This is a genomic window from Bradyrhizobium sp. CSA207, assembly GCF_029051685.1.
Lineage (GTDB): Bacteria > Pseudomonadota > Alphaproteobacteria > Rhizobiales > Xanthobacteraceae > Bradyrhizobium.
The window spans coordinates 1-5,604 of the sequence record NZ_JAACFT010000082.1 but is presented as its reverse complement, the minus strand read 5'-3'; the positions used below and the strand labels follow the sequence as shown (position 1 = coordinate 5,604).

Here is a 5,604-nt window from a genome sequence, read left to right as displayed (position 1 = left end):
GCCAGTACGGATGCGACTTCATCAGCGTGATGCCGACCAATCTCTACGGCCCCGGCGACAATTATCATCCCGAATTGAGCCATGTGGTCGCCGCCCTGATCCGCCGCTTCCACGAGGCCAAGGTCGCTGGTGCGGGGAGCGTCGTGGTCTGGGGCACCGGCACACCGCGGCGCGAATTCCTTTATGTCGACGACATGGCGGATGCCTGCGTGCACCTGATGAAGACCCATTCGAGCGCGGAGTTGGTCAACATCGGCACCGGCGAGGACATCACCATCGCTGAATTCGCCCGCGTCGTCGCCAAAATCGTCGGCTATCGCGGCGAAATCGCTTTCGACACCTCGCGGCCCGATGGCACGCCGCGCAAGTTGCTTGACGTCAGCCGGCTCGAAAGACTCGGCTGGCGCGCGACGACCTCGCTCGAAGATGGCTTGCGGCGGGCTTATGACGCGTATTGCGGATCGACCGAACGGTCCTGATCCGACGTTGTGAAGGGCTCGCCGCCGGCTTCGAATCCGGTCATGCTGTCGGGCTCCGCGAAAAGGGAGCGGGGCGTCACGTACCAAAGCAAGAACAGTAACGCCGCGCCGTGAGTTGCAAGCGCGGTCGACAGTGGGACGTTCAGAAGGGTGTTGAGCAGAAGCCCTCCGGACAGAAGGATGAAGCTCGCGGGCAATCCCGCGGATACTCGGTTGACGAAGCCGATCAAAATCCCGCAGCCGAGGGCCGAGAGCGGCGCGAGTTTCATGCCAACGGAAGCGATTCCTTCTGAAGCGAACAGGGACGCATTGAAATATCCGATTTGATAGGCATTCTGCATAGCGACAGAGAGCGGTTCGCGAATTGAGCAGGAAACAAACAGTCTGACGGGGCTGAGCTGGCAGAAATACGTTGGGCCGTGAGTTGAAAAGTAATCATTATAGAAATCCAAAGCGCTCGAGGTGAGCGCCAGCATTCTGAAATTCACGGAGCTGAAATAGGTGATGAACCAATGGTAGGAAAGCAGTCCGCTCACGTTGCATGCGGCTGCCACGATGCCCGCCAGCACGGGCAGAAAAAGAGAGAGCACAACCGCAACCCTCGCTTCGAAAAAGCGGGTCAGGACGGCCAGGAACATCAGCCACGCCGGAGCAAACAGCGAAGCCTTGCTTAGGGTTATCGGCCAAAAGACGGCGAGCAGCACCAGACACATTCCTGCCCGCACGCGCATCCTGAACCACACGAAACAGGCGAATGCGAAGGGCAGCAGGGCGCCTGAAGTTATTCCTATCGCGTATTCGAGAAGCTTGGGAAATCCGATTTCACTGCGAAACTGGTAGATCTCCTCAAGGCCAACAAATCGAAAATTGTAGAACGATCCAATTGCGACAATGGCGACGGTCCCGATCAAAATGATTGATGGCAGTTTTCGGAAGGCCTCAGGCGTCAGCACGAAACGCTGTCTTATCGGCGCTCCCATCATGAGAGCGGGTGCCAGGAAGGCGAGACCCGAGGCAAACGCGGAGATCCACGCCATGAGATGATCGTATGGAAACGTTGAAAAGTTCACGAGCCAGAGATAGCCGGTGATGAGAGTGTAGAAGTAAAAGCCGACCGCGTAGCCGAAACTGCAGCGGGTGAAGGCGAACGCGACAGAGCAGAGGGCAAAGGGAATTACCGTTATCGTCGCTGCCAAGACACGATGGGTGTCGTTTGCCGCAATTCGCAAGTAGCCACTATAGTAGTTGACCACCACGATCAGCGAGATGCAGTAGACAGCCAGATAAGACAGGCCGAGAAGAGCCAACTTGGTTCGACTGGCTAGAGCCGGGTGAGTCGCGGCGCGGTCGGCAATCAAGACATTGAACATTCTAGGTGAGGCGTCGGTGCAGAGTGGTTGACTTCCTCATCACGATCGATGGTCCCGCGTCGGTACGCTTCATCCTGAAGAGGCGATTGACGTCCAAATGACGGTAGAGACTGACTGTCGGGGCACAGGTGCTGCTGCTTGTCCGTTCCAGCTTCCGGCCCGAAGGACAGGTGGCCCATCTCGCAAGGGATAGGCGATGCATCCGTCAGAAGTGACGAGGCCTCCATCGCCGGCAAGGCAGGAAGTATCGTGGTGACCGGACGTACAAGTCCCTTAAGGTCAACTTCAGTCACGCTCGCTCCACTCTGCACAAGACCACTTGGCAGCACTTAAATGTAAGAGGACTAGAGAATCAACCGTTCCTCGCAAGGAAGACGAGCCGGCAATTCTCGTGATGGAGCCTGGAGTTGATATCCGGCGGCGCTACCGCTCGTCCGCAATCATCTTGCCGTCATTGGGCAGCGACCCCGAGCTCACCAATTCGACGGCGCCGCCGAGTTTGGTCACCGTCCGCAAGCTGGCTGCGATCTCCTCACGCAGCGAATCGCTCGCCGCGGCCGTCTCCGCCTTCAGGGTCATCGCATCGGTCTCGCCCTGGCGCGTGACGACGAGGCGCAGGCGCCCGAGCGCCGGATGGCGCTTGCCGATTTCAGCGACCTGCTCGGGGCGGACGAACATGCCCTTGACCTTGGTGGTCTGGTCGGCGCGGCCCATCCAGCCCTTGATGCGCATGTTGGTGCGCCCGCACGGGCTCGGACCCGGCAGCGCCGCGGTGAGGTCGCCGAGTGCGAGGCGGATCCAGGGATGGTGCGGGTCGAGCGAGGTCACCACGATCTCGCCGACGTCGCCCGGTGCAACCGGATCGCCGGTACCGGGCTTGACGATCTCCATGATCAGGTCCTCGTTGACGACCATGCCGTCGCGCGCCCCGGTCTCGAAGGCGATGAGGCCGAGATCGGCGGTGCCGAAGGCTTGGTAGGCGTCGATGCCGCGCGCCTTGATCTCGGCTTGGAGCGAAGGCGGGAAGGCGGCGCCGGAAACCAGCGCGCGTTTGATCGAGGAGACGTCGCGGCCCGCGCTTGCTGCGGCATCGAGCAATATTTTCAGAAAGTCCGGCGTTCCGCTGTAGCCGACCGGCCGGTAGGCCTCGATCAGCTCGAACTGCTGTTCGGTGCTGCCGGGGCCGGCCGGGATTACTGCGCAGCCGAGCGCGCGCGCCGAGGAATCGAAGATGAAGCCGCCGGGGGTGAGGTGGTAGCTGAAGGTATTGAGCACCACGTCGCCTTGCCGGAACCCGGCTGCGAACAGGGCCCGTGCGCCGCGCCAGGGGTCGGCCTGCCGCCCCTCCGGCTCGAAGATCGGACCGGGGGAGGTGAAGAGGCGGGCGAACGATCCCGGCGCCGCCGCCACGAAGCCGCCGAAGGGCATGGAGGCCTTGTGCAGGGCCGGCAGTTCCGACTTGCGCAGCACCGGCAGGCTCGCCAGCGCCGCTCTGGAGGTCACGGCAGACGGGTCGAAGCCCCTCAGGCGCTCGGCATAGGCGGGTGCGGTCATCGCGCTGCGCAGCACGCCCGGCAGGCGGGAGAACAGCTCGGCCTCGCGTGCGGCCTGTTCGCGCGTCTCGAGGGCGTCGTAATGGGCGGTCATGGCTGATCTTTCCGGGTTGGCATCCGTTGCACGCCGCCGCTTGCATGGGTATCAGTCGGCCATTGTCGGGGCGTGGAGAGAACGCGATGGCGGACGAAGGAATCATTGCGGCGGACGAGGCGTCCGGCGTCGTCGCGCGCCTGAAGCGTCGCGTGATCGACGAGGCGTTGCCGCTGTGGTCGACCGTCGGCTGGGACCATGCCGCGGGCGGCTTCATCGACCGGCTGCACCGTGATGGCACGGCAGATGCGGCCGCGCCGCGGCGCGTGTTCGTGCAGGCCCGGCAGATCTGGTGCTACGCGAAGGCGGCGCAGATGGGCTGGTATCCGGATGGGCGCGCCATCGCTCTGAAGGGGCTCGAGCACCTGCTGGCAAGAGCGAAGGCGCCCGACGGACGGCCCGGCTACGTGCACCGGCTGACGCCGGAGGGTGCGGTGCTCGATGCTCGGCGCGATGCCTACGACCACGCCTTCATTCTGTTTGCGCTGGCGAGCGTGTATGCACTCGACAAGGACGCGCAGGTTCGCGCCGAGATCGACGCACTGCTCGCGTTTCTCGACGACCATCTGCGCTCGCCGCACGGTGGCGTCCACGAAGGTCTGCCGGTCTCGCTGCCGCGCCGGCAGAATCCGCACATGCACCTGTTCGAGGCGATGATCGCCTGTTTCGACGCGACCCACGATTTGTCTTTCCAGAACCGCGCCGGCGAGTTTTTTGCACTGTTCCTCGCCAATCTCTACGACAAGCAGAAGCGTACGCTCGGCGAATATTTCGAGGAGGACTGGTCGAAGATCGAGCCGATCAGCGTCGAGCCGGGGCACCAGGCGGAATGGGTCTGGCTCCTGAAGGGGTTCGAACGCATCACGGGATGTCCGACCGGGCAGCGGCGCACTGAACTGCTGGCGACCGCGTTGCGCTATCGCGACGGGGCGACCGGCTGCCTCGTCGACGAGGGCGATGACGCTGGCAACGTCCGCCGCGGCTCGCGCCGGCTGTGGCCGCAGACCGAGATGGCCAAGGCGTGGATCGCCCAGGCCGAGTCCGGCGAGGCGGGGGCGGCGGAGCAGGCGCGCGCGGCGCTGGTGCGGCTCGAACGGCATTATCTCAGCCATCCCGTGCGGGGTGGCTGGTACGATCATTTCGATCGCGACGGCAAATCGCTGATCGACACCATTCCTGCGTCGTCGTTCTATCATGTTCTCTGCGCAGTCACGGAAGCGGAGCAGGTGCTGAGCTGAGGCTCTTTTGTTTTGACGCGTTGTCTTCACGCGAGCCGGTTCCTACTTCGCTTGAAAACGCTATAGCCAGCGCTTGCGCCGCTTGAAGCTCTTGAGGTTCTTGAAGCTCTTGCGCTGGTCGCCGGCGCCGCCGAGATAGAATTCCTTGACGTCCTCGTTGTCGCGCAATTCATCCGCGGTGCCGTCGAGCACGACCTTGCCCTGCTCCATGATGTAGCCGTGGCTCGCCACCGACAGCGCAGCTCGTGCGTTCTGCTCGACCAGCAGAATGGTGACGCCGAGGTCGCGATTGATCTTCTGGATGATCGAGAACACCTCCTTCACGAGCAGGGGCGACAGGCCCATCGACGGCTCGTCCATCAGGATCATCTTCGGGCGGGCCATCAGCGCGCGGCCGATCGCGAGCATCTGCTGCTCACCGCCGGAGAGATAGCCGGCGAGCCCCGTGCGCTCCTTCAGGCGCGGGAAATAGTTGAAGACCATGTCGAGATCGGCACCGACCTCGCGGTCCCTGCGGGTGAAGGCGCCGAGCTTGAGATTTTCCAGCGAGGTCATGTCGGCGACGATGCGGCGCCCCTCCATCACCTGGAAGATGCCGCGGCGGACGATCTTGTCGGGATCGATGCCGTTGATGCGCTCGCCCTCGAACAGAATCTCGCCGCGCGTGACCTCGCCATCCTCGGTCTTGAGCAGCCCCGAGATCGCCTTCAGCGTCGTCGACTTGCCGGCACCGTTGGCCCCGAGCAGTGCCACGATCGCCCCCTTGGGGACGTCAAGGCTGAGGCCGCGCAGCACCAGGATGACGTCGTCATAGACGACCTCGATGTTGCGCACGCCGAGGAGGGGCGGCGCGGGCACGATGCTGGGGGA

General features: G+C 63.2%; 5 protein-coding genes. 2 read left to right on the top strand and 3 right to left on the bottom strand.

Going from position 1 to position 5,604, the window contains the following annotated elements; translation table 11 throughout:
• Positions 1-479, top strand: a 479-nt coding sequence (locus GWG65_RS39820; RefSeq protein WP_275200856.1) for an NAD-dependent epimerase/dehydratase family protein, incomplete at its 5' end; no start/stop codon positions are given.
• Here GWG65_RS39820 and GWG65_RS39815 read toward each other — a convergent pair.
• Positions 443-1,849 carry a hypothetical protein gene (locus GWG65_RS39815; RefSeq protein WP_275200855.1) on the bottom strand — a complete coding sequence of 469 codons (1,407 nt, stop codon included), beginning with the start codon at positions 1,847-1,849 and terminating at the stop codon, positions 443-445. The two genes, GWG65_RS39820 and GWG65_RS39815, sit on opposite strands and share 37 nt — an antisense overlap.
• Before the next feature lie 423 nt (positions 1,850-2,272).
• Complete coding sequence (locus GWG65_RS39810) at positions 2,273-3,496, bottom strand: AMP-binding protein (RefSeq protein WP_275200854.1); 1,224 nt, start codon at positions 3,494-3,496, stop codon at positions 2,273-2,275.
• Positions 3,497-3,582: 86 nt separating this feature from the next.
• On the opposite strand from GWG65_RS39810, the gene GWG65_RS39805 reads away from it, so the two are divergent.
• On the top strand, positions 3,583-4,734 hold the full coding sequence (locus tag GWG65_RS39805; protein WP_275200853.1) for an AGE family epimerase/isomerase: 1,152 nt from the start codon (positions 3,583-3,585) through the stop codon (positions 4,732-4,734).
• A gap of 60 nt (positions 4,735-4,794) precedes the next feature.
• Here the strand turns inward: GWG65_RS39805 and GWG65_RS39800 are convergent, their stop codons facing one another.
• Entirely contained in the window at positions 4,795-5,595 is an 801-nt protein-coding gene (locus GWG65_RS39800) for an ABC transporter ATP-binding protein (RefSeq protein ID WP_275200857.1), read from the bottom strand.
• Between the last annotated feature and the right edge of the window lie 9 nt (positions 5,596-5,604).

Excerpts from the sequence above, each read along its gene's own strand:
- GWG65_RS39805 (WP_275200853.1), top strand. The coding sequence starts at position 3,583 with ATGGCGGACGAAGGAATCATTGCGGCGGACGAGGCGTCCGGCGTCGTC.
- GWG65_RS39810 (WP_275200854.1), bottom strand. The coding sequence starts at position 3,496 with ATGACCGCCCATTACGACGCCCTCGAGACGCGCGAACAGGCCGCACGC.
- GWG65_RS39815 (WP_275200855.1), bottom strand. The coding sequence starts at position 1,849 with ATGTTCAATGTCTTGATTGCCGACCGCGCCGCGACTCACCCGGCTCTA.